General features: G+C 61.2%; 18 protein-coding genes. 17 read left to right on the top strand and 1 reads right to left on the bottom strand.

The genetic code is table 11. The features are described from left to right. Window position 1: 1 nt before the first annotated feature. The 9 genes from C8C89_RS22615 (at window position 2) to C8C89_RS22575 (ending at window position 12149) form a co-directional block, all read left to right on the top strand. Entirely contained in the window at window positions 2-1441 is a 1440-nt protein-coding gene (locus C8C89_RS22615; RefSeq protein WP_101480457.1) for an FAD-dependent oxidoreductase, read from the top strand. Between the two features lie 162 nt (window positions 1442-1603). Continuing rightward, a complete protein-coding gene (gene tauA, locus C8C89_RS22610) occupies window positions 1604-2617 on the top strand; it encodes a taurine ABC transporter substrate-binding protein (RefSeq protein ID WP_101484444.1) in 1014 nt (337 codons plus the stop codon). Window positions 2618-2697: 80 nt separating this feature from the next. After that, on the top strand, window positions 2698-3513 hold the full coding sequence (locus tag C8C89_RS22605) for a taurine ABC transporter ATP-binding protein (protein ID WP_070219220.1): 816 nt from the start codon (window positions 2698-2700) through the stop codon (window positions 3511-3513). A 79-nt stretch (window positions 3514-3592) separates the two neighbouring features. Further along, window positions 3593-4387 carry an ABC transporter permease subunit gene (locus tag C8C89_RS22600; RefSeq protein ID WP_243858333.1) on the top strand — a complete coding sequence of 265 codons (795 nt, stop codon included), beginning with the start codon at window positions 3593-3595 and terminating at the stop codon, window positions 4385-4387. Between the two features lie 278 nt (window positions 4388-4665). Beyond that, on the top strand, window positions 4666-6099 hold the full coding sequence (locus C8C89_RS22595) for an amino acid permease (RefSeq protein WP_101480459.1): 1434 nt from the start codon (window positions 4666-4668) through the stop codon (window positions 6097-6099). Beyond that, the gene (locus tag C8C89_RS22590; RefSeq protein WP_101480460.1) at window positions 6092-7318 is read left to right on the top strand and encodes a molybdopterin-dependent oxidoreductase; all 1227 of its coding nucleotides are present in this window, start codon (window positions 6092-6094) and stop codon (window positions 7316-7318) included. Before C8C89_RS22595 ends, C8C89_RS22590 begins: the two co-directional genes overlap by 8 nt. A gap of 10 nt (window positions 7319-7328) precedes the next feature. Then, window positions 7329-7949 carry a c-type cytochrome gene (locus C8C89_RS22585; protein WP_133992671.1) on the top strand — a complete coding sequence of 207 codons (621 nt, stop codon included), beginning with the start codon at window positions 7329-7331 and terminating at the stop codon, window positions 7947-7949. Between the two features lie 302 nt (window positions 7950-8251). After that, window positions 8252-9721, top strand: coding sequence for a glycoside hydrolase family 19 protein (locus tag C8C89_RS22580; protein WP_243858185.1), 1470 nt, complete (start codon window positions 8252-8254; stop codon window positions 9719-9721). Between the two features lie 103 nt (window positions 9722-9824). Next, a complete protein-coding gene (locus C8C89_RS22575) occupies window positions 9825-12149 on the top strand; it encodes a glycosyl hydrolase family 18 protein (protein WP_133992669.1) in 2325 nt (774 codons plus the stop codon). Between the two features lie 72 nt (window positions 12150-12221). Here C8C89_RS22575 and C8C89_RS22570 read toward each other — a convergent pair whose 3' ends face one another. After that, window positions 12222-13490, bottom strand: coding sequence for a carbohydrate porin (locus C8C89_RS22570; protein WP_133992667.1), 1269 nt, complete (start codon window positions 13488-13490; stop codon window positions 12222-12224). A gap of 310 nt (window positions 13491-13800) precedes the next feature. Between C8C89_RS22570 and C8C89_RS22565 the strand changes: the two genes are divergently transcribed. The 8 genes from C8C89_RS22565 to C8C89_RS22530 all read left to right on the top strand — a co-directional run bounded on the left by C8C89_RS22565 (window position 13801) and on the right by C8C89_RS22530 (window position 23536). Continuing rightward, on the top strand, window positions 13801-15105 hold the full coding sequence (locus tag C8C89_RS22565; RefSeq protein ID WP_133992665.1) for a sugar ABC transporter substrate-binding protein: 1305 nt from the start codon (window positions 13801-13803) through the stop codon (window positions 15103-15105). Window positions 15106-15244: 139 nt separating this feature from the next. After that, window positions 15245-16105, top strand: coding sequence for a sugar ABC transporter permease (locus C8C89_RS22560; RefSeq protein ID WP_101480465.1), 861 nt, complete (start codon window positions 15245-15247; stop codon window positions 16103-16105). Window positions 16106-16115: 10 nt separating this feature from the next. Then, on the top strand, window positions 16116-16934 hold the full coding sequence (locus C8C89_RS22555; RefSeq protein ID WP_133992663.1) for a carbohydrate ABC transporter permease: 819 nt from the start codon (window positions 16116-16118) through the stop codon (window positions 16932-16934). A gap of 31 nt (window positions 16935-16965) precedes the next feature. Beyond that, window positions 16966-18015, top strand: a complete 1050-nt coding sequence (locus C8C89_RS22550) for an ABC transporter ATP-binding protein (protein ID WP_101480467.1) — start codon at window positions 16966-16968, stop codon at window positions 18013-18015. Continuing rightward, the gene (locus tag C8C89_RS22545; RefSeq protein WP_180338402.1) at window positions 18015-19490 is read left to right on the top strand and encodes a mannitol dehydrogenase family protein; all 1476 of its coding nucleotides are present in this window, start codon (window positions 18015-18017) and stop codon (window positions 19488-19490) included. The genes C8C89_RS22550 and C8C89_RS22545 overlap by 1 nt, the downstream gene beginning before the upstream one ends. A gap of 14 nt (window positions 19491-19504) precedes the next feature. Beyond that, window positions 19505-20422 carry an AraC family transcriptional regulator gene (locus C8C89_RS22540; protein ID WP_101480468.1) on the top strand — a complete coding sequence of 306 codons (918 nt, stop codon included), beginning with the start codon at window positions 19505-19507 and terminating at the stop codon, window positions 20420-20422. 54 nt (window positions 20423-20476) lie between these two features. Next, a complete protein-coding gene (locus tag C8C89_RS22535; RefSeq protein WP_101480469.1) occupies window positions 20477-21403 on the top strand; it encodes an AraC family transcriptional regulator in 927 nt (308 codons plus the stop codon). Between the two features lie 72 nt (window positions 21404-21475). Further along, window positions 21476-23536, top strand: a complete 2061-nt coding sequence (locus C8C89_RS22530) for an esterase-like activity of phytase family protein (protein ID WP_133992661.1) — start codon at window positions 21476-21478, stop codon at window positions 23534-23536. Window positions 23537-23687: the final 151 nt, after the last annotated feature.

Below are 23687 nucleotides of genomic sequence, written 5' to 3'. Positions count from 1 at the left end.
CATGAACAAACCTGTCGACACCCCGCCTGGCGTACTGGGCAACAGCACCGCCGCCCGCACGCCCTACGATCCCGCCTTTGATCCGCTGGTGGCCCAGCGTCCCGGCCACGGCAATGCCTACGCGCCCACCTACTGGATCGGCACGGCCGGCGAGCCGCCTGCCGACGATGGCCCCATCACGCATGACATCGACGTCGACGTGGCCATCATCGGCTCGGGTTTTACCGGTCTCTCCTGCGCCATCTTCCTGGCCCAGGAACACGGCATCAAGGCGACGGTGCTGGAAGCGAACCGCGTCAGCTGGGGCTGCAGCACGCGCAATGGCGGCCAGGCCCAATGCACGACGGGCCGCCTGAAGCGCTCGCAGTGGATAGACCGCTACGGCATGGATACGGCCCTGAAACTGCACACGGAAGTGTGTGACGCGATGGAAACGTTCAAGAAGATCACGGCCGACATCGATTGCGACCCGCAACCGGGCGGCCACCTGTACATCGCCCACAAGGCGAAAGCCATGCCCGCGCTGGAAAAAGAAGCCAAGGTCATGCGCGAGATCTTCAAATACGACGCGCGCATACTCGACGCCGACACCGTCAAGCGCGAATTCGTCGACGACAAGGAAGCGGCCGGCGCGCTGCACGAGCCGGAAGGCATCGGCATCCACGCGGGCAAGCTGGCTTTCGGCTACCTGCGCAAGGCGCGCGCGCTGGGCGCCAAGGTGCATCCGTCCAGCCCCGTGATGGGCTGGGAAACGCGCAACGGCGTGCATTATCTGCAAACGCCGGGTGGCGTGGTGCGTGCACGCTCCGTGGCCGTGGCCACGGGCGGCTACACCTCGCCCCATCTGCATCCGCAAGTGAAAAACCGCTTGCTGCCGATTTTGTCGAACTCGCTCGTCACGCGTCCGCTGACCCCCGCGGAAATCGAGGCGTGCAACTTCCGCACCCACCAGGTGATCACGGATACGCGCATCCTGCGCCACTACTACCGCTTGATGCCGGACAATCGCGTGCAGATCGGCAGCCGTAGCGCCATCACGGGCGCCGACGCGCCGGACGACAAGTACAAACAGTTTTTGATCAACGATCTGCACCGCAAGTTCCCCGCGCTGACGGGCATCGCCATCGATTATTCGTGGTGGGGCTGGGTCGACGTCAGTCACGACATGATGCCGCGCATCGTGCAACCGGACCCCAGGCAATCGATTTTCTATTCGCTCGGTTACGGCGGCAACGGCGTCATGTACTCGGCGCAGGCTGGGCGGCGCATGGCCGAGCGCATCGCGGGCAAGGCCAGCGACACGGGCTTGCCGATCTTCAATTCGAAACTGCCGTATCCCAACATGATGGAACTGGTCGAGTCGCAAGCCTTCGCCCCGTTCCGCCGCCTGGGCCAGCGCTTCCTGTACCGCTGGTATCACTTGAAGGATGAAGTGTTTTAAATAGTAATAGCAGTAGCCGTACTAAGCCGCCGCATGCGTTGACATAGATCGACCAGCGGCGCCTCCCGCGAGGGATGAGATTGCCCGCACGTTCACACATAACAATAAATCTTGGAGTGAGACATGAACACAAATACGAGCAAAAACACGGTTTTTTCAACGATGCGCCGCGCCGTCCTCGGCACCCTGGTGCTGGGCGTTACCCTTGCCTCCAGCGGTACGGCCTTTGCGCAAAGCAAGGAAGTGACGATTGCCTATCAGGAAATCAACGGTCCCTTCCTGGTGGCCATCGCCAGCGGTGAAGTGGAAAAAACCACCGGCTATAAAATCAACTGGCGCAAGTTTGATTCGGGTGCCAAGGTGGCCACCGGCATGGCTTCCGGCGACGTGCAGATCGGCGTCATCGGTTCCAGCCCCCTGACGGCGGCTGTCAGCCGCGGCGTCGATCTGCAACTGTTCTGGATCATCGACGACATCAATGAAGCCGAAGCGATGGTGGCCCGCAATGGGGCCGGCATCAGCAAGCCCACCGATTTGCGCGGCAAGAAGATTGCCGTGCCATTCGTTTCCACCACGCACTTCCACACCATGTTCGCGCTGGAAACCTGGGGCATCAAGCCCACGGAAGTGAAGTTGCTCAACATGCAGCCGAATCAGATCGCCGCCGCCTGGGAACGGGGCGACATCGATGCCGCCTTCGTGTGGGATCCGGCCTTGAGCAAACTCAAGCAAAACGGCAAGGTGCTGGTGACCTCCGGTGAACTGAGCAAGAAGGGCAAGGCCACGTTTGACGGCATGGCCGTCGAGCGCGCCTGGGGCGAAGCGAATGCGGATTTCATGGCCAAGTTCGTCAAGGTGATGGCCGCGGCCGACGCCGACTACCGCGCCAATCCGAAGGCGTGGACCATCGATTCGCCGCAAGTGAAAGCCAACGTCAAGCATTCGGGCGCTGCCGCCAAGGACGTGGCCGCTTCCGTGGCCCTCTACGCCTACCCATCGCTGCAGGAGCAGGCTTCACCGGCCTGGCTCGGTGGCGGCGCGAAGGGCGGCGTGGCGCAAGCCTTGCTGGCCACGGCGCAATTCCTCAAGGGCGAAGGCAAGATCGACACCCTGGCAACAGATTACGCCAAATATGTGACACCCAAGTATGCACAGGCCGCCGGCCTGCTGAAGTAAACGTTGTGCGATGGCGCGCCTGCGGGCGCGCTGACTGAACAGAATGCGTTGAACTGAAGTACTACCTATGCGGGGACATCATGGAAAATCTGTACGTCAAGGATGTCAGCGTGATTTATCCGGGCAAGACGGCCGGTGAACGCGTACATGCCTTAAATAACATCAATCTGACCATCAATAGCGGCGACTTCGTCGTTGCGCTGGGTGCATCAGGTTGCGGCAAGACAACCTTGCTGAGCCTGATGGCGGGCTTTATCGCCCCGTCCAAGGGCGAAATCATGCTGGGCGACAATAAAGTGGAAGGGCCGGGCGCCGACCGTGGCGTGGTGTTCCAGAAACATGCTTTGCTGCCATGGCTGAACGTGATGGAAAACGTGGAATTCGGCTTGAAGCTGCAAGGCGTGCCGAAAGCCGTGCGGCGCGAACAGGCGGCCAAGAACCTGGCGTTGGTGGGCTTGAAGGACTTTCACGACAATATGATTTATCAATTGTCGGGCGGCATGCAGCAAAGGGTAGGCATCGCCCGCGCCCTGACCAGCAATCCCGCCATGCTGCTGATGGATGAACCGATGGCGGCGCTCGATGCGCTGACGCGCGAAACCATCCAGGAATTGCTGCTCGATATCTGGGCCAAGTCCAGCACCATGTTCTTCTTCATTACCCACAGCGTCGACGAGGCGCTGTTCCTGGCGAACCGGCTGATCGTCATGTCGCCCCGTCCGGGCCGCATCACGCACACGTATGAACTCGATTTCAACAAGCGCTTCCTCGAATGCCGCGATGCGCGCGCCGTGAAATCGAGCCCGGACTTCATCAAGATGCGCGAAACGGTGCTCAACATCATTTATGGCGACGAGCGCGCAGTCAACAAAGAGCTGGAGGTGTCCCATGCATAGCCCATCCGTCGTGGGATTTCCTCCCACCACCGCCAAGCGCGCCGGCTTTTTTGCGCGCCTGTTCGCTCCCCGCTGCGCCATGCCGGGCGAAGCGTTCGGCGCGCCGGGGCAGGGCAATTCCAGCCGCATCGCCACCGTTACCGTCATCGCCGTGCTGCTGCTGTGGTTAGCCGTGACGGCCAGCGGCATGGTCAAGCCGCTGTTCCTGCCGTCGCCGCAAGCCGTGTACGAGAAATTCATCATGGCGGCCACGACCGGTTTCGGCGGCGCCACTTTGTGGGAACACACGGTGGCCAGCCTGGTCCGGGTGTTCGGCGCCTTCGGTCTGGCTTGCCTGTTTGCCATCCCCGTCGGCGTGATGATGGGCGTCAATCGCGTGGCACGCGGCATCTTCGATCCCTTGATCGAGTTCTACCGTCCGCTGCCGCCGCTTGCTTACTTGCCACTGGTCATCATCTGGTTCGGTATCGGCGAATTCTCGAAGGTCTACCTGATCTTCCTGGCCATCTTCGCCCCGATGGCGATTGCGGCCCGGGCCGGCGTCAGCTCCGTATCGCTGGAGCAAATCCACGCGGCCTACTCGATGGGTGCTACCCGCTTCCAGGTCATCGTGCATGTGATTCTGCGTGCCGCCATCCCGGAAATTCTCACCGGCATGCGCATCGGCATCGGCGTGGGCTGGACCACCCTGGTGGCGGGCGAGATGGTGGCGGCCACGCGCGGCCTAGGCTACATGGTGCTCAGCGCCTCCGAGTTCCTGGCCAGCGATGTGGTGATCATGGGCATTATCGTGATCGGCTTCTTTGCTTTCCTGTTTGATTTGATGATGCGTTACCTCGAACGTACCCTCGTGCCATGGAAGGGCAAGGTGTAAGACGTTCCCTGGAGTGGCGCGCACGCCACAAGTGTTGCCGCCGCTCCCTTTTTTCAACCGCCATACCCCGTAGGTATCCTCCTGTGCGCTTGTCCCTTGGGCGCCGCGCCGGGCCGCTGCATTTCCAGATTGACTTCTGGCATGCAGCCAACCAGACTGATTTGATGATGTATCGATGCTGCTTGACGGTGTTGCCCAAATAAAACAAAGCCGCGCGGCACTTCCCCGCCGCAGCAGGCCAGGGTGCACCGAGCTTCAGATATTACTAGGAGACAAAAATGATTAGCGACAACCACAACAACACGGGCTTGCAGCACTCGCTGAAGCAACGCCACATGAGCATGATCGCCATCGGCGGCGTGATCGGCGCCGGCCTCTTTGTCGGCAGCGGCGTCATCGCCAAGGCCGCCGGACCGGCAGCCATCCTTTCTTTCTTGCTCACGGGCGGCCTGGTCGTCCTGATCATGCGCATGCTGGGCGAGCTGGCCTCGTCCCTGCCCGTGGTCGGCTCCTTTTACGAATATGCGCGCCTGGCCTTCGATGACAAGCCGAAAGTGTCGAAATTCCTCGGCTTCATGAGCGGCTGGATGTACTGGTATTTCTGGGTCGTCGTCGTGGCGCTGGAAGCCATTGCCGGCGCCAAGCTGGTCAACTTCTGGCTGCCCGACGTGCCATCGTGGTCCATCAGCCTGGTGCTACTCGTGTCGATGACCATCCTGAACCTGTTTTCCGTGAAGGCCTTCGGTGAATTCGAGTTCTGGTTCGCCTCGATCAAGGTGGTTGCCATCGTCGTCTTCCTCTTTGTCGGTGCTCTGTTCATTACAGGCAGCTTGCCCAACAGCATCCCTAGCCTGGGTTTCCTGACCAGCAACGGCGGCTTCATGCCTCATGGCTGGGGGCCTGTATTGAGTGGCGCCGTCGCCGCCACGGCCTTTTACTCTGGCGCCGAGATCGTCACCATTGCCGCCGCCGAAACGTCGGACCCGGCCAAGGCCATCGCCCGCGCCACCAATTCCGTCATCACGCGCGTGCTGATGTTTTATGTGGGGTCCATGTTTGTCGTCGTCTGCATCGTGCCCTGGGATTCGCCGGCCATCGCCACGCCCTTCGTCAGCGCCCTGACCGTCATGAACATTCCGTACGCGGCCCACATCATGAACGCCATCATTTTGACGGCCGTGCTGTCGGCCTTGAATTCCAGCCTGTACGCTTCGTCGCGCATGATCTTTGCGCTGACGCGCCGCGGCGACGCGCCCACGGGCCTGGTCAAACTGAGCAAGAACGGCGTGCCCATTCGCGCCATACTGTTCAGCACCCTGTTTGCCTATTTCGCCATTGCCGTCTCGTATGTGTCAGCCGACCTGGTGTTTCCCTTCATCGTCAATTCCTACGGCATCCTGATCCTGTTTGTCTACCTGCTCATTGCGATATCTCAATTGCGTCTGCGCCGTCGCCTGGAGCGTGAATGCCCGGAACGCATCAAGGTGCGCATGTGGCTGTTCCCCTACCTGACGTATTTCACCATCATCGCCATGCTGGTGATCCTGGGCGCCATGAGCGTGTCCTCCGATACGGAGCAGCGCGTGTCGTTCTGGTTCGGCCTGTTGAGCGTGGTCATCATGAGTGTCATGTATTACATCAAGAAGCTGGTCAACGACGACCGCAACGGCGGTGAAGCGGCCGACACCAAAGTGGAGCTCAAACATGTCTGATGCGACCTTGTTGCCTGCAAGCAGGCGCCGCTTTCTGCGCACCACGACCGCTCTGGGCGCCGCTGCAGTGGCGGGGCCTGGGTCAGCCTTGGCTGCTTCCGTCACCTTGCCGTTTGAAAATGGCGAGCGCGAACTGGTGGCCTTCCCGCAAAAGCGCCCGCTGATCCTGCTGACCAGCCGTCCGCCCCAGCTGGAAACGCCGTTCAGCGTCTTCAATGAAGGCGCGATTACTCCCAACGACGCGTTTTTCGTGCGCTATCACTGGAGCGGCTTGCCTACCAGCATCGATGGCGGCAGCTACCGCCTGCGCATTGCCGGCCTGGTCAAGACACCTTTGGAGCTGTCGCTGGCGGAACTGAAACAGCTGGCCGAACCCGTCGACGTGGTGGCCGTGACGCAATGCTCGGGCAATAGCCGCGGCTTCTTTGCCCCGCGCGCCAACGGCGGGCAGCTGGGCAATGGCGCCATGGGGAATGCCCGCTGGACGGGCATTCCCCTGAAAACCGTGCTGGAAAAGGCCGGCATCGGGGCCGGCGCCGTGCAGGTGGCCTTCAATGGACTGGAAACGCCGCCCGTGGGCGACGGCCCCGATTTTCAGAAAGCCTTGTCCGTCGAGCACATCATGGCCGGTGACGTACTGCTGGCCTGGGCCATGAATGGCGAAGACATTCCCTTCCTTAACGGCTATCCGCTGCGCCTGATCGTGCCCGGCTATTACGGCACTTACTGGGTCAAGCACCTGAGCGACATCACCGTGCTCGACAAACCCTTCGACGGCTTCTGGATGAGCACGGGCTACCGCATCCCCGACAATGGCTCCGGTTTCATCGAGCCGGGTGCGCCCGTAGGCAAGACGACGCCCATCAGCCGCCTCAACGTGCGCTCCTTCATTACCAGCGTGCAAGATGGCGCGCAAGTCAAGGCCGGGCGCGACCTGGCCTTGCGCGGCATCGCTTTTGATGGCGGGCAGGGCATCAGCGAAGTGGCGATTTCAGCCGATGGCGGCCAGAGCTGGCAGGAAGCAAAGCTGGGCAAGGACCTGGGGCGCTTTTCGTTCCGCGAATGGACGCTGGTCCTGAAGGCGCCGCGCAAGGGAAAACACGTGCTGATGGTGCGCGCCGTCAACCGCGTTGGCCAGAGCCAACCGATGAAAGCCCTGTGGAATCCCATGGGTTATATGCGCAATGTGGTGGAAACCACGCGCATCCAGGCAGTGTGAGGAGAGTGCCATGCTGATAAGAACACTTGCCACCGCCGTGGCCCTGATGCTAACGGGCAGCGCGGGCGCGCTGGAAATCCATTTGCCGCCGGAAACGGCAACTTACAAACCCAGCGAATTACCCGGCTACCAGTTGGTGCAGCGTAATTGCATGACGTGCCATGCGGCCCAGTATGCATCGAGCCAGCCGCCTGCCTCGCCGCGCGCCTACTGGGAAGCGACTGTCAAGAAGATGAAAAAGCCGTTTAGCGCCCAGTTTGACGACGCGGACATGCCGGCCATGGTCGATTACCTGGTGAAAACCTATGGAGCGGAGCGGGGCGCCGCCGTCCCTGCAGCGGAAGTGGGCAGGCCAGCCGCAGCGGCTGTCCAGGCCGCCAGCGGCAAGGATGTCAAAACCTTGCTGGCTGCGAATGGCTGCATGGCATGCCACGCCCTGGACCAGAAAGTGGTCGGTCCCGGCTTTGCCGAGGTGGCAGCCAGATACAAGGGCAAGGACAGTACCGCTGTCGTGGCGGCGAACATCCGCAGTGGCGGCGCCGGCAAATGGGGCCCCGTGCCCATGCCGCCATTCAGCCAGCTTAGCGTAGCCGATGCGGCGACCCTGGCGAAATACGTGCTGAACAGATAAGTTCGTCCTTGTTGCGCGGCAACCCTTAATACCACTTGCCGCCACGCCTCCTGCGCGGTATTGCCCGCTGCCATCATGCAGCGGGCTTTTTATTACTTTCGCCATTCACCGACGCATCGCATGCCAGCGCAGTGATTGCTACCACTGGTATTGTAAAAAACACCGTTATATAAAACCACTTGACTACCAATTTTCGGCGTCGCATTCTCTGTGCAGAAAGCCGATGCTTCGCTGCGCTTTCTTTACGTACAACATAAAAAGCTACTTCGATAGTTTTCTTATAACGTTCAGGAGACAATGTGATGACACGGCAATCAAGCCGGCTGGCTACGCCATTCATGGCTGGCCTGCTGGGCAGCGCGCTGCTCGCTTGCGGCGGCAATTCCACCACCGAACCCCCGGCGACCCTGCTGGCCGCCACCACCACCGCCAGCGACAGTTGCGCGGCCTGGAGCGCCAGCGCTGTCTACACGACGGGGCAGTGCGCCGTGTACGACGGCAAGGTGTATCGGGCCAAATGGTGGGTGCAGGGCACGGCACCGAGCAACGACCAATGGGGACCGTGGAGCCTCGACATCACCACCCCGACACCGACGCCTACCCCGACACCCACCCCGACACCGACACCCACTCCGACACCGACTCCGACACCCACCCCGACACCGACACCCACGCCAGGCGTGCCCACCAAAGCCCAGGCCGAGGCGAACGAGGCGGCGCTGACGAACAACGATTTCTTCCGCAAGGTAAAAGCGTCGATCCGCACCCTGGGCAATATGGCCGTCGAAGCCGTGCAGCCTGGCCTGGCCAGCAATCCGCTCAACGTCAAGCGCGTCGAACGCCTGCTGCCGGCGGCTAAGTGGGAATACTATTTTGCTGCGCGCGACGCCAGCTATACCTACCAGCGCTTCCTGCAAGCCGTCGCCAAGTTCCCCTCCGTGTGCGACGACTACAGCGACGGGCGCAATGCGGATGCCATTTGCCGCCATAGCCTGGCCACCATGTTTGCCCACTTCGGGCAAGAAACGGGTGACCATAATGCCAGCAGCCCCTTGCCGCAATGGCGCCAGGGATTGAAGTATCTGCGCGAGCTGGGCTGCGATGAAACGGGCGCGGGCTGCGGCTACAACATCGAATGCGCGGACCCCGTCTTCAACAAGGTGTGGACCTGTGGCAAGAATGCCGATGGCAGCTTCAAGAAATACTTTGGCCGCGGCGCCAAGCAGCTGTCCTACAACTACAACTATGGGCCGTTTTCGCAAGCGATGCATGACGGCGATCAATCCGTCCTGCTGAAAAATCCGGACCTGGTGGCATCGACCTGGCTGAACCTGGCATCGGCCACGTTCTTCTTTGTCTATCCGCAACCACCAAAACCATCGATGCTGCATGTGCTCGACGGCACGTGGGTGCCGAACGCGGCCGATACGACGGCCGGCGCGGGCAATAATTTCGCCACCACCATCATGATCATCAATGCGGAATGCGGGCAGGGCACGGAAAAACAGGCCGCGCAAAACCGCATCGATTACTACAAGCAGTTTGCCGCCGACATGGGCTGGGATTATTCCGGCGAACAATTGTCTTGCGTCAACATGCAACGCTTCACTCCGGCCAGTTCCGCTTCCTACAACATTTACTGGGAAAAGAACTGGAGCGCCGGTGGCGACAACCAATGCCAGCTGGTCAGCTATCAAACCCCGTACAGCGCCTTGCTGGCCGGGAACTACGTGAAATGTGTGGAAGCCAACTGGAATGTGAAGTTGCAGTAGCAGCAAAGGCAGGACCAGCCGGCCAGGGATAACAGTTGACAAGAGCCCCTCGAGGGGCCTGCAACAGCTCTCGATGTAAAACCATAACGGAGACCAATACAACATGAAATCGAATGCATTATTGATGGCCCTGCTCAGCGGCGTGCTCGTCGCTTGCGGCGGGGGCCAGGAAGGCGCGACAGCCACGCCAAACACCTTGCTTGCCACCGTGGAAGCGTGCGCCGTCTGGGATGCCGCCACCGTCTATACGGGCGGCCAGTGCGTGCTTTACCAGGGCGTCACTTACAAGGCCAAGTGGTGGACGCAGGGCAATGTCCCCAGCGCCACCGACCAGTGGGGACCGTGGGCCGTGACGGATACCCCAACACCAACACCAACACCAACACCAACACCAACACCAACACCAACACCAACACCGACACCAACACCAACACCAACACCAACACCGACACCCACGGCTTGCCGTCCGGACGGCTTGATCTCGGCCGTGCCGAACGTGCCGTATTGCAAGGTATATGACGCGAATGGCCGCGAAGTGCTGGGCAATGGCTTGAACCGGCGCATCGTCGGCTATTTCGCCAGCTGGCGCACGGGCGTCGATGGCAGCCCGGCGTATCTGGTGAATAACTTGCCGTGGGACAAGATCACCCACCTGAACTATGCGTTCGCCTCCGTTGACCCGGCGACGTCAAAGATCGCCATCGGCAGCGGCGCGGTCAATCCCGATACGGGCTTGACATGGCCCAACGTGCCGGCGGCAGCCATGGACCCATCCTTGCCGTACAAGGGCCACTTCAACTTGCTGGCGCAATACAAGAAGAAATATCCGGGCGTCAAATTGATGATTTCCGTGGGCGGCTGGGCCGGCAGCGGCGGCTTTTACACGGCCACGACGAACGCGGACGGCAGCATCAACACGGCAGGCATCAATACCCTGGCCGATTCCATGGTGGCCTTCGTGCGCCAGTACAACTTCTTCGATGGCGTCGATGTCGATTACGAACACCCGACCACCAACAATGAGGCGGGCAATCCGAACGACTTCGCCGCATCGAAACCGCGCCTGGCGGGGTTGATGACGAGCTACAACGTGCTGCTGAAAGTGCTGCGCCAGAAGCTTGACGAAGCGGCCGTGCAGGACAACAAGTATTACCTGCTCACCATCGCCGGTTCCGCTTCGGGCTGGGTGTTACGGGGCGAGGAAAACATGTCGGGATTGAAATATCTCGATTACGCCAGCCTGATGACCTATGACTTGCACGGCGCGTGGAACCAGTACGTGGGACCGAACGCGGCGCTGTTTGACGATGGCAACGATGGCGAGTTGCGCGCCGGCAATGCCTACCAGTATCAGAACATCGGCTACCTGAATACGGACTGGGCTTACCGCTACTACCGTGGCGCCATGCAGGCGGGACGCATCAATATCGGCGTGCCGTTCTACACGCGGGGCTGGAAGGATGTGACGGGCGGCACCAACGGCTTGTGGGGCACGACGGCGCTGACCAATTCCACCGTCACGTGCGCCGGGGTGAAAACATGCGGCACGGGCGCCACCGGCATCGATAACGTGTGGTACGACCTCGATTCGCAGGGCAGGCCGACACCGGGCGGCGGCAACCCCATCTGGCATGCGCTGAACTTGCAAAACGGCATCGTTCCAAGCTACCTCGACGCCTATAAAGTCACGGACAAGGCGCTGGTGGGCACCTATGTGCCGTACTACAGCAGTACCATGGTGGCGCCGTGGCTGTGGAATGCGAGCAAAAAAGTGTTCCTTTCCACGGAAACAACACAGTCGATCGCGGCCAAGGCCCAGTACATCGTCAACAACAATATCGGCGGCGTGATGATCTGGGAAATGGCGGGCGACTATGCCTGGGATGCCACGCGCAATGGCGGCAAGGGTGAGTATTTCATGGGCACCACCCTGACGGACGTGCTGTATCAGGCCTTCCGCACGGCTGGCGTGTATGGCAACAAGCGCGCCGAAATCGCCATGCCGGGCACGGCGGCCAACGTCAGCATCACTTTGGGCGGCTGGAAGCTGGGCGATAACAACTTTCCCATCAATCCGGTAATGACGGTGAAGAACAACACGACGTCGACCTTGCCTGGTGGTACCGTGGTGGAGTTCGACTACCCCGTCTCGGCGCCATCGGACATGAGCGACCAGTCGGGCTTCGGCTTGACAGTGATCAATGCCGGTTACACGGGGCCGAACAATATCGGCGGCTTCACGAAGAACTACAACCGGGCCCGCTTTGCGATTCCCGCCTGGCAATCGCTGGCGCCGGGCGGCTCCGTGGCGCTGACCCTGAACTATCGCCTGCCGATTTCGGGACCGGCCAACTATACGGTCACCGTGGGCGGCACCAAGTATGCGCTGACGCAGGAGTATCCGGAATTGCCGGTGGCCTTGCCGTAAGTTGGTGATGCCGTAAAGTAAAAGGGCGGAACCGAGGTTCCGCCCTTTTTTAATTGCGACCGTTAAGCTGGCTTAAAACCACGTTTCTACCTGGAAGCCATACGACGTGCCGCTGGTATTGTTGTTATAGATCGGGCCGCCGTTGTTCGACGCATTGACCGACGCGGTGGCCGCATCGTTCCATTTGCCATAGGTGACGAAAGCGCGCAGTTCAGGACGCGACCACAGGCCAGGGCCGGCGGAGATCGTCGGTGCGATGGTCAGCTTGGTCAAACGCTTGGCTGGCAGGCCGCCCGCTTGCGTTACGCGGTCCGTGCCCAGTTCGCCCACCAGCTTGAAGTTGTCGGTGAACGCGTACACGGGACGCACGCCAACCGAGGTCCAGGTCGAGGAACCGGTGGCATTCGACTCGTCTTTTTGCCACAGGGCGACGAATTCCATGCCGAAGTTGGCCATCGGCTGGATCGCCATGTCATTGAAGATGCGCGTGCGTTTCACGTCCGAACCAAAATTGGTGTCGCCCGAAGCGCCGAACTGCGCGCCCTTGCCGGTGCCAGGACCGACGCCGTATTGCACGCCGAAGGTATTGCCGCCGCCAAATACTTTACCTTGACGGTGGAATGCCGACAACTGCCAGCCATTGTGTTTCTGGCCAAAAGCGTCGTTGTCCTTGCCTTCACCGATGATGTAGGTCGCAGCCAGGTCCAGCGTGCCGTTTTCATTGACGGGAATTTCGCCGTAAATGAAGTTCTGGCGCACGGCAGACTTGGTGCTTACGACGCCGGTCGGCGACACGGTATTGATATCGTTGTCCTTGAAGAAGGCATACGAGAATTTACCCGGGCCTGCAGGAATGCGGTCCAGGCCGGCGCCCGTGCCGTTCATGTTGATGTATTGCAAGTCGAGCATGTGGATATCAGGACGGTAGTAGAAGCGCTTACCGATCCAGGCCGTGCCGCCGTTCAGGAAATCGAGTCCCTGCGCTTCGACATAGGCCTTGACGATGCCCAGCTTGTTGTCGCCGAAATCGGAATTTGGCGCGTAGGCATTGACCCAGATGGTGGCCAGGTAGTTCACGCCGCCGGACTTGGCGACGGACTTGGTGTAGCCGAATTCCGTGTAGGCGTCGCACTCATTGCCCAGACGGTATTTCATGGTATTGCCAGCCAGGCCGAAGCAGCCTTGCGAACCGCCGTCGCCCGATGTATTGCTGCCGGCGCCAGCGCGCAGGTAGCCATGGAAGCCTTCGGAATCACTTGGGTACATGGGGTCGGCCAGGGCGGAAGCGCTGGCGATGGCCAGGAGCAAGGCAGGTAAGGTTTTCAATGCAGTGCGATTCATGCAGTCTCCAGAATAATGTAGGTGGTAGCGCTGGCGCCCCCGAGGACGGCCACCGCATACGGTCTAATGCCGAAAACCAAGTCTAGCAGCGCTTTTTTAACCACCCTGATACAAAACGAACAAGTGACGATACTTTCTTTCAGAGTGTTGTTTTTGCTGCATATCGATACTCTCGCGCATAGTGGGCTTGCAAAAGAGTATCGAATTGCGGTTTTGGAGTATCAGAAAGTATCAAAGGCCGGTGCTACATTGTGGTCGTGGTGCTAAGTATCTGAGCATTGCCAACGACAAAAAACACTGGAGACACACAATGAAACGTTCCGCCATCGCCGCGCTATGCGCCGCCTGCCTCAGCTCGTCCGCCTTTGCCGCCACCGACCTGGTCATCGCCACCGTCAACAACGGCCACATGATCGAAATGCAAAAGCTCGGCAAGTTCTTCGAGCAAGCCAATCCCGACATCAAGCTCAAATGGGTGACCCTGGAAGAGGGCGTCTTGCGCCAGCGCATGACCACCGATATCGCCACCAAGGGCGGCCAGTTCGACGTGATGACCATCGGCTTGTATGAAACGCCCATCTGGGGCAAGAAAAACTGGCTGATCCCCATCAAGCCTGACGCCAAATACGATATCGACGACTTGCTGCCGGCCATACGCGAAGGACTCTCCGGCGACGGCAAGCTGTACGCGTCGCCGTTCTATGGCGAAAGCTCGATGATCATGTACCGTAGCGACCTGGTCAAAAAAGCGGGCATGACGATCGAAGACCGCCCCACCTGGAACCAGTTGCGCGACGTTGCTGCCAAGCTGCACGATCCGGCCAACGGCGTGTACGGCATCTGCCTGCGCGGCAAGCCGGGCTGGGGCGACAACATGGCCCTGATCACCACCATGGCCAATTCCTACGGCGGCCAGCTGTTCGATATGCAATGGAAGCCGCAATTTACCAGCAAGCCGTGGAAGGATGCGGTCACCATGTATGTCGACCTGATGAAGAAATACGGCCCGCCGGGCGCAGCCGCCAACAGTTTCAATGAAAACCTGGCGCTGTTTAACCAGGGCAAGTGCGGCATCTGGATCGACGCGACGATCGCCGCCTCCTTCATTACCGACCCCAAACAAAGCAAGGTAGCCGACAAGGTGGCGTTCGCCCAGTCGCCCGTGGGCGTGACGGAGCGGGGCGCCAACTGGCTGTGGATCTGGTCGCTGGCCATCCCGTCGAGCTCCAAGCACCCGAATGAAGCGCAACGCTTCATCAACTGGGCAACTTCGCCCGACTACGTGAAACTGGTGGCCAAGGAAACGAGCTGGGCCAACGTGCCGACGGGTACGCGCAAATCGACGTATGCCAGCCCCGAGTTCCAGAAAGTGGCGAAATTTGCCGCCGCCGAAGGCAAGGCTCTGGCCACCACGCGCGCCGTGCAAAGCACCATGCTGCCATCGCCTTACGTGGGCGTGCAATTTGCGTCCATCCCCGAATTCCAGGTGATCGGCGTGGCTGCCGGCCAGCAGATGGCGGCAGCGCTGCTGGGCAAGGTAACGGTGGACCAGGCGCTGGAATTGTCGCAGCAGACGGCGGAGCGCGAGATGCGTAAAGGTGGCTACTACAAATAAGGCAGTGTCTTTGTCGAGTAGCTTGCTTACCCCAATGGCGTAAAGCAGGGGTCAGTCCTTCGGATCGGAATGCGTCCCATTGGGCCGCATTCCCCCGCCGGGTCTGACCCCAGACTTCCCCTTGTCCCAAGAGAACATTATGAAACGCATTATCCCCCGGACTTTGCTGACGCCGGCCGTGGTCGCCGTCTCCGTCATTTCCGTCATTCCGCTGCTGATTACCCTGTTTTACTCGTTCGTGCGCTATTCCATGCTCGATCCGAGCGGCCATCCTTTCCATGGCCTGGCCAATTTCCACTTTTTCTTTACCGATGCCTCGTTCCTGCCGGCATTGCAGAACACCTTTACCCTGCTGTTTTCCGTCATGCTGATCACGGTGGTGCTGGGTACGGCGCTGGGGCTGCTGATCAATGAAGCCTTCCCCGGGCGCGCCATCGTGCGCGTGCTGTTGATCTCGCCGTTTCTTGTCATGCCGGCCGTGAATGCCCTGATGTGGAAAAACATGCTGCTCAACCCGATCTACGGCCTGTTTGCGCAAATCAGCATCTTCTTTGGCGCCACGCCCGTCGACTGGCTGTCGGCCCACCCCCTGTTTTCCATCATCATGATGGTGTCTTGGCAATGGCTGCCGTTTGCCTGCCTGATCTTCATGACTGCCCTGCAATCGATGGACCGCGAGCAGCTGGAAGCGGCGCGCATGGATGGCGCCACCTACCTGCAGCAGTTGCGCTACCTCTACATTCCCCACCTGGGCCGCGCCGTTTCGGTGGTGCTGATGATCGAGATGATCTTCCTGTTGTCGATATTTGCGGAAATATTCACCACCACGGGCGGCGGTCCCGGCTTCGATACGACCACCATCACCTTCATGATTTATCAGCAGGCATTGCTGTCGTATGACGTGGGAGCGGCCTCGGCCGGTGCCCTGTTCGCCGTGCTCATCGCCAACATCGCCGCCTTCTTCCTGATGCGCGTCATCGGCAAGAATTTGTCGAAATAAGGAGACCTTGATGCCTAGCAAATTCAATCTGGTTGGCCGCACGGCCGCCGCCTGGCTGTGCGCGCTGCTGCTGTTCTTTCCCATTTTCTGGCTGGGCCTGATGGCTTTCAAGACGGAAGGGCAAGCCATTTCCACGCCGCCCCTGCTGGTTTTCACGCCGACCCTCGACAGCTTCCGCGAAGTGCTGGCGCGCGACAATTACTTCGGCTACGCGTGGAACTCGCTATTTACCAGCGTGGTGTCGACCGCCATCGGCCTGTTGATCGCCATTCCCGCCGCGTATTCGATGGCCTTCTTCCCTACGGGCGGCACCATCGGTTTGCTGAAATTCATGCTCAGCTCGCGCTACATGCCCGGCGTGGGCGCCCTGATGCCCATCTATATCTGCTACCAGTACTTCGGCCTGCTCGACACGCGCATTGGCCTGACCATCATGTTCATGCTGATGAATTTGCCCATCATGATCTGGCTGTTGTACACGAGCATGAAGGAGTTGCCGCGCGAAATCCTGGAAGCGTCGCGCATGGATGGCGCCACCGTGTGGGATGAATTCCGCCACGTCGTACTGCCACTGTCCGTGGGCGGCATCGCTTCCACGGCCCTCGTGTGCATGGTCTGGTCGTGGAATGAATCGTTCTGGTCGCTGAACCTGGGCGCGTCCAATGCGGGCACCCTGGCCTGGCTCATCGCCTCGTATTCCAGCCCGGAAGGCTTGTTCTGGGCCAAATTGTCGGCCGCTTCCCTGATGGCGATCGCCCCCATCATGGCGCTGGGCTGGTTCTGCCAAAAACAATTGGTCCAGGGTATGACCTTTGGCGCAGTCAAGTAGCATCGAAAAACAAATCAGAATTGAGACAATCATGGCTTACCTTCAACTGAGCAATATCGAAAAATTCTTTGGCGAGCACCGCGCCATCAAGGGCATCGACCTGGACATCCAACAGGGCGAGTTCGTCGTCTTCGTGGGACCGTCAGGTTGCGGAAAATCAACCCTGCTGCGCCTGATCGCGGGGCTGGAGCCGATCGACGGCGGCAAGCTGTCGCTCGACGGGCGCGACATCACGAACGTGCCGTCGTCCAAGCGCGACCTGGCGATGGTGTTCCAGTCGTATGCGCTGTACCCGCACATGACGGTGTTCCAGAACATGTCGTTCGCCTTGAAACTGGCCGGCGTCGATCCGGCCATCATCCGCGAGAAAGTCGACAAGGCGGCCGCCATCCTTGACCTGGGGAAGTACCTGGAACGCACGCCGAAGGAGCTGTCGGGCGGCCAGCGGCAGAGGGTGGCCATCGGCCGCGCCATCGTGCGCGACCCGAAAGTGTTTTTGTTCGATGAACCGCTGTCGAACCTCGATGCGGCCCTGCGCGTGCAGACGCGCATCGAGATCGCCAAGCTGCACCGCGAGCTGGGCGCCACCACCATCTATGTCACGCACGACCAGGTCGAGGCGATGACCCTGGCCGACAGGGTGGTGGTGCTGCGCGACGGCCAGATCGAGCAGCATGGCGCGCCACTGGAACTGTATGACCATCCCGCCAACCGTTTTGTCGCGCAATTCATCGGCACGCCCAGCATGAACGTGGTACCCGCCGACGCTGCACCGCAGCTGCTGGCGCAGGCGGGCAGCGCGGCGCAGGCCGATGGTTTTGTCGGCATCCGCCCCGAACACGTGCACCTGGGCGCGGCGCAGCCGGGCAGCGTGCCCGTCACCGTCGACCTGGTAGAGTCCCTGGGCGTGGAAACGCTCACTTATGTGCGCTTGCCGAACAATGTGCAGCTGGTCTCGCGCGGAGCCGAACGCAGCAGCCTGCAGCCGGGCCAGCAGACGCATTTGACGTTCGAACCGGGCTTCGTGCATTATTTTGACCGCGCCGGCAAGACTTACGCGGCGGCGAAAGGAGCGCTGTAATGGACGCGATCGCATTGAAGCAGGCGAACCTGGAGCGACTGCCCGCCAACGTTGCCGTGCCCGCGTATGTGCGCGGCGCGCTCGTGGACAGCATCGTGCATATCGGCGTGGGCGGCTTTTTCCGCGCCCACCAGGCCGTGTACCTTGACGATTTGCTGGCCTTGCCCGGAAATGAGCAATGGGGCTATTGCGGCGTGGGCTTGCTGCCGCATGACGCGGCCATGCGCGACGCCATGCGGATGCAGGACGGCTTGTACACGGTGGTCGAGCGCAGTGCAGCCGGCGATACCGCGCGCATCATCGGCTGCATAGGCGAATACCTGTATGCGCCCGACGAGCCGCAGGCCGTGCTGGAAAAACTGGCCGATCCTGGCACGCGCATCGTCGCGCTGACCATCACCGAGGGCGGCTACTATGTGAACCAGGGCACGGGCGAATTCGACGCGCAACACCCCGACATCGTGCATGAACTGGCGCACCCGCAGGCGCCGCGCTGCTCGTTCGGCTACCTGGCCGCCGCCCTGGCCTTGCGCCACCGGCGCGGCCTGGCGCCCTTTACCATCATGTCCTGCGACAACCTGCAAAACAATGGCGATGTGACGCGCAAGATGCTGCTGGCCTTTGTCGCCCTGCGCGACGGGGAACTGGCGCGCTGGCTGGCCACGCATGGCAGCTTCCCCAACAGCATGGTCGACCGCATCACGCCGGCCACCACGGATGAACACCGGGCGCTGGTGCGTGACAGCTTCGGCATCGTCGATGCCTGGCCCGTTGTGTGCGAGCCGTTCCGCCAGTGGGTTATCGAAGACGAATTCCCGCAGGGCCGGCCGGCCTGGGAAAAGGTGGGCGCGCAGATGACGCACGACGTGCTGCCATATGAAAAAATGAAGCTACGCTTGCTCAATGCCAGCCACCAGGCCCTGTGCTACATCGGCATGCAGCTCGGCTACACGTTTGCGCATGAAGCGATGCTTGACCCTGGCATCCGCGCGCTCGTGCGGCGCATGATGGATGACGAGGTCACGCCCCTGCTCGGCGCAGTGGAAGGCATCAACCTGGCCAGCTACAAGGATACCTTGATCGAGCGCTTTTCGAATCCGGCGGTGCGCGACCAGTTGGCGCGCATCGGTACGGAAGGCTCCGCGCGCATCCCGAAATTCGTGCTGCCCTCCGTGCGCGAAGCGCTGGCGCAAGATGGCGCCATCAAGCTGCTGGCTTTCACGGTGGCGTGCTGGTTCCGCTACCTGGAAGGCCACGACGAGCAGGGGCGCGAGATGCCCCTGAACGACCCGTATGCGGTGCGCCTGCGCGCGCTGGCGCTGCAGGGCGGGGCGGATACCTCGCCGTTGCTGTCCTTGCGCGAGCTGTTTGGCGACCTTTCCGACACGCCCGCGTTTACGCAGGCGGTGGGGCAGGCGCTGGCCAGCCTGTACGGGCTGGGCGCGCGCGCGGCGCTGGAACGGGTACTGGCCTGACGGGGAGGCGCGCCATGCCACGCAAAGCCGATGCCGCATTGCCGCAGATGGAGCTGGAACAGCAGCGCGACGCCACGCCCGGCTTCGAGCCGAAAGGCAGTTTCGGCTTCATCCGCTACCTGGAGCACGGCTTTCCGAATGCGCTGGTGCGCTGGCATTACCACGACGAGTACGAGCTGCACCTGATCGTCAAGACGAGCGGCAAGGTCTTCGTGGGGGACTACATCGGCCAGTTTGCACCCGGCCACCTGGTGCTGACGGGGCCGCGCGTGCCGCACAACTGGGTCTCGCTCGACACGCCTCCCGAAGGCGTGGCCCTGCGCGACATGGTGATCCAGTTTTCGCATGCGCCGCTCGCTTCGATGGCGGCCGCCATCCCGGAACTGAAAGGAATTTTTCCGCTGCTGCAGCGCGCCCTGCACGGCGTGGAGTTTTTCGGGGCCAGCGAGCAGTCGCTGCGGCGCTTCCGGCGCATCCGCGACAGCAGCGGTTTGCCGCGCTTCATCGAGTTTCTGACCTTGCTGGGCGAACTGGCGCAGACGAGCGACTACCAGCTGCTGTCGACGGTGCCCATGCAGTCGAGCGACGACGACGTGGCTTTGGCGCGCATCAGTTCAGCCATCAACTTCATCGTGCACAATTACAGCAGCCAGTTTTCGCTGAAACAGCTGGCTGAGCAGGTGGACATGCCAGAGCGGACGTTTTCGCGCTTCTTTCGCAGCGCCACGGGCAACAGCTTCACGGACTTCGTCAACCGCCTGCGCATCAACAAGGCGTGCCAGCTGCTGATGGAGACGGAGCGCTATGTCAGCAACATCTGCTACGAAGCGGGATTCAATAATGTGGCCAACTTCAACCGGCGCTTCCTGGAATTGAAGGGCATGACGCCGAAGGAGTTTCGCCAGCAGGCGCTGGGCCGCTTTGGGGAATGACGGTAATTGGAGTACATTGGATGGCACAGGCGGGACAGCCTGGGAGGGACAAGCATGGAACACCTGTGGCAAAAGGACAGCGATCGCAAGGCGCCCGAACTGGAGCGCGAAAGCTACGACGGCATCATCAATTACCTGGAACATGGCTATCCCAGTTCGCGCGTGCGCTGGCACTGCCATGAAGAGTATGAACTGCACCTGATCGTCGCCACCAGCGGACGATTGTTCGTGGGCGACTATATCGGCGAGTTCTCGCCCGGCCACCTGGTGCTGACGGGGCCGCGCCTGCCGCACAACTGGATTTCCAACGTGGTGCCGGAAGGGGGCGTGGCCTTGCGCGACATGATCGTGCAATTCGCCCACGCGCCGCTGGCCGGCGCCGCGCGTGTCATCCCCGAATTGCGCGAACTGCTGCCGCTGCTGGAGCGCTCCAGCTATGGCGTGGAGTTTTTTGACATGGGCCACGAGGCCGAGCAGCACCTGGCGCGCATCCGCGTCACGCATGGCGCCGAGCGCTTCGCCGAATTCGTGCAATTAATGAGCAAGCTGGCGCGCACCGCCAATTACCGTTTGCTGTCGAGCGCCTCCCTGCGTTCGTACGACGATGACGCCACCCTGGCCAAGGTCAATGCCGTCCTCAACTACATCACGGACAATTACCGCGAGCCGATTTCGGCGGAAATGCTGGCCGAGCAGGTCGGCATGTCCCTGAGCAAATTCTCGCGCTTCTTCCGCAAGGCGACAGGCAACAGCTTCACGGATTTCATCAGCCGCCTGCGCATCAACAAGGCCTGCCAGCTGCTGATGGATACCGATCATTATGTGTCGAACGTCTGCTACGACGTGGGTTTTCAGAACGTGGCCAACTTCAACCGCCGCTTCCTGCAGGTGAAGGGCGTCACGCCCAAGGAATTCCGGCGCCAGGCCGACGGCCGCTTTGGCGGCATCGGCGGGCCTGTTGCGGATACGCCACTGGCCTAGCCGCTGTCATTACCTTGTCATTATGCCCAGCTAATCTCCTCGGTTTCACTCTCAACCTGAACCGAGGAATGCATGAACGTCGCAGCGACCCTGATACCGACCCCGAAACTGACCCTGCTGGCCATCGCCGCCGGCTTGTGCCTGTCCGCTTGCGGCGGCAGCGATAATACGCCGGCGGAACCGGCCAAGCCCGTGGCGCAGACGGGCGTCTTCCTCGACGGCGCGGTGGAGGGCCTCGATTACGTGGCCGGTAGTGCGGCCAAGGCCAGCACCAATGCCAAGGGCGAATTCATTTGCAACCCTGGCGAGACGGTGGCTTTCAGTGTGGGCGGCCTGGCCCTGGGTTCGGCGCCATGCGGCGCCGTCGTCACGCCGCTGGCGCTGGCCGGCAGCACGAATGTGGCGGACGACAAGGTCGTCAACCGCCTGCTGGCGCTGCAACTGCTCGATGACGACAGCGATCCGTCGAACGGCATCAAGCTCACGGCCGAAGTGAAGACGGCGCTGGCCGGCAAGACACTGGACTTTGCCAGCGCCCCCGCCGTATTCAATACGGCCCTGGCCGCACACTTGAGCAGCGCGGGCGGAAAATTCGCCAGCCGCACGGTCGACGGGGAGCGCCGCGCCCTCGTGCGCGAGCATTTCGAAGACACCCTCGCTTCCAAGGTGGGTGCGCCCTTCAATGAAGCGCTGACGCAGGCTAATTCGGTCGGCGAAGTGAAAGTCACGGTGACGCGCTACCAGATCCAGGCGGCGGACAAATACTATGTACCGTACGAAGGCGCGAATGCCAAGATCAAGGGCGAGTTCCCGAACGGCTTTTTGCCGTCGTACGGCTCCGGCCTGGCCTACAAGGGCAAGAATGCGGCGGGCGACCTGGAGTTCTATGGCTTGACGGACCGCGGCCCGAACGGCGACGGTCCGCTGGTGCCCGATCCATCGGGCAAGGGCACCATCGGCAGCAAGATCTTCCCGTCGCCCAGCTTTACTCCCTCTTTTGGCGTGCTCACGGTGGGCAAGAACGGCGCCATCTTGACTTCGTCGACGCCGATCAAGGTGTCCGCCACGGTGAACACCTCGGGCTTGCCCGTGCCGGTGGGCGCGGTGGGCAATTCGGCCGAGATTCCCGTCATGGATGTGATGAAGTTCGACCCGGCCGGCAAGGCCGTCTTCAACGCGGGCGGCCTCGATTCGGAAGCCATCGTCGTCGATGCGAAGCGCAACGCGCTGTGGGTGTCCGACGAATACGGCCCCTTCATCATCAGGATCGATGCGGCCACGGGTATCATCCAGGCCAAGTACGAGCCGGGCAAGGGCTTGCCGGCGCTGTTCGCCAAGCGCCGCGCGAACCGGGGCATGGAAGGCATGACCCTCGACACGAGCAACGACAAGCTGTACGCCTTCCTGCAAAGCCCCCTGTCCGATGGCACGGCACCGTACTCGGTGACGAAGAAAAATGAACAGGTGGAGCGTTTCGCCCGCTTTACGCGCTGGATCGAATTCGATCCGACGACGGGCACCAGCGGCAAGATGTATGCGTATCCCCTGAATGCGGCCGATTACCAGGATGGCCGCACGGGCAATGCCAAGCTGGGCGACATGGTGGCGCTGGGCGGCGGCAAGTTCCTCGTCATCGAGCAGGGTGCCGCGCCATCGGGCAAGGTCTTCAATAAACTGATGCTGGTCGAATTGAAGGGCGCCACCGATATCGCGGCCGCCGCCTTCAACGCGACGACCTCCGACCTGGAAAAGAGCAGCATGGGCGGCGCGGCCGTCAATGGCGCCGACTGGGCCGCTGTCATGCCGCTCAAGAAAACCCTGCTGCTGGACTTGAACGCCATCGGCTGGGCGGCGGAAAAGGCGGAAGGACTGACCCTGATCGACGACTCCACCATCGCGCTGGCCAACGACAATGACTTCGGCCTGAAAACCAAGATCTTTGACGCGAATGGCGTGGAAGTGGCGGACGCCGACGTGACCAAGTGCACGGTCGACGCGAACGGCGCCATCGTCACCAGCGCTGCCGTCGGCTGCACTGCGGGCAATACCATCCGCGTGGCGCGCGGCGACGACCGTGAACGTCCAAGCCGTTTGTGGATCGTGAAGTTCGCCAAGGCGCTCAATACGTATTGATATGATGTGCAGTGTCGGATTACGCGGCGCGCGCGCCGCTAATCCGACCTACAAAACAAAAAGCCGCGCGGTGCTGGATGCACCGCGCGGCTTTTTATTGTGGAAATCGAGGGTAGTTCGGATTAGGCGGGGCCGCCGAGGCCAAAGGCCG

It is taken from the genome of Janthinobacterium sp. 75 (assembly GCF_004365495.1).
GTDB lineage: Bacteria > Pseudomonadota > Gammaproteobacteria > Burkholderiales > Burkholderiaceae_D > Janthinobacterium.
Note: the sequence above shows the minus strand (reverse complement) of the source record. Positions and strands in the feature narration are given on the sequence as shown.